At 71.4% G+C, this 1,432-nt stretch carries 1 protein-coding gene and 1 other RNA gene; both read right to left on the bottom strand.

All coding sequences use genetic code 11. The features are described 5' to 3' along the window. Positions 1 to 1,195: DNA polymerase III subunit gamma and tau (locus ABD54_RS26560; RefSeq protein ID WP_047872295.1), on the bottom strand; the 1,195-nt coding region annotated here is incomplete at its 3' end. Positions 1,196 to 1,303: 108 nt separating this feature from the next. After that, positions 1,304 to 1,399, bottom strand: an RNA gene (gene ffs / locus ABD54_RS27645) — signal recognition particle sRNA small type. Positions 1,400 to 1,432 lie beyond the last annotated feature (33 nt).

The following is a 1,432-nucleotide window of genomic DNA, read 5'->3' as shown; positions in this document are numbered from 1 at the left end:
GGGCCGGGGCGGCGGAGGGGGCGGCGGCACCGGAGGCGATCCGGCGCTCCATCTGCTCCAAACGGGCCAGCAGGGCCACGCCCTGGTCTCCGTCTGCGGCCGGGAGCAGCACCCGCGAGCACATGAGTTCCAGCAGCAGACGGGGAGCGGTGGCACCGCGCATCTCGGTCAGGCCCTGGTTGAGGATTTCGGCCGCGCGGCTCAGCTCGGCCGGTCCCAGGCGGGCGGCCTGGTCCTTCATCCGCTCGGTCGCCTCCGGGTCGACGTTGACCAGGCCCTTGTCAAGGGCGTCGGGCACGGCGGCCAGGACGACCAGGTCGCGGAAGCGCTCCAGCAGGTCCGTGGTGAACCGGCGCGGGTCGAGCCCGCCCTCCACCACGCGGTCGATCAGGCCGAACACGGCGGCGCCGTCGCGGGCGCCGAGCGCGTCGACCATCTCGCCGAGCAGGCTGGAGTCGGTGTAGCCCAGCAGGGAGACGGCGCCCTCACGGGTGATGCCGCCCTCGTCCGAACCGGCGATGAGCTGGTCCAGCACCGAGAGCGTGTCGCGCGCCGAGCCCGCGCCCGCGCGCACGACGAGCGGCAGCGCGGCCGGATCGTAGGAGACGCCCTCCTCCTTGAGCAGGTCCTCCATGAGCTCCTTGAGGGTGCTCGGCGGGATCAGGCGGAACGGGTAGTGGTGGGTCCGCGAGCGGATCGTGCCGATGACCTTCTCGGGCTCGGTGGTCGCGAACACGAACTTCAGGTGCGGCGGGGGCTCCTCGACCAGCTTGAGGAGGGCGTTGAAGCCCTCCCGGGTCACCATGTGCGCCTCGTCGATGATGTAGATCTTGTAGCGCGAGTTGACCGGGGAGAAGAAGGCGCGTTCGCGCAGGTCGCGGGCGTCGTCCACACCGCCGTGGGAGGCGGCGTCGATCTCGATGACGTCGATGCTGCCGCCGCCGTCGGGGGCCAGTGCCACGCAGGAGTCGCAGATGCCGCAGGGGTCGGGGGTGGGGCCCTCGGCGCAGTTGAGGGAGCGGGCCAGGATGCGGGCGCTGGTGGTCTTGCCGCAGCCGCGCGGGCCGCTGAACAGGTAGGCGTGGTTGATCCGTCCGCTCCGCAGCGCCTGGCGCAGCGGGTCCGTCACGTGTTCCTGGCCACGCACCTCGCCGAACGTCGCGGGCCGGTACTTGCGGTACAGCGCGATGCTCACGGTGTGATTCCTCCCCTGGTCCCTGCCACGTGTCCATTCAACCCGCGAGCGGTGACAGCTCGCGCCGGTTGACGAGGACCGGGAGGGGTTCGACCGGGCCGGAGAAAGACGAAGGACCCCCCGCGCACCCGCCAGAGCCCATTTATCCTTGCTGCCTTCCGGCCCTGGGGAGGTTCATAGGGTGACGCCGCACGAGGGGTCTGCCCCGAGTGTATCCGAACCCCGGACTGCTCGGGC

This window comes from Nocardiopsis sp. RV163, from assembly GCF_001029525.1.
Lineage (GTDB): Bacteria > Actinomycetota > Actinomycetes > Streptosporangiales > Streptosporangiaceae > Nocardiopsis > Nocardiopsis dassonvillei.
Note: the sequence above shows the minus strand (reverse complement) of the source record. Positions and strands in the feature narration are given on the sequence as shown.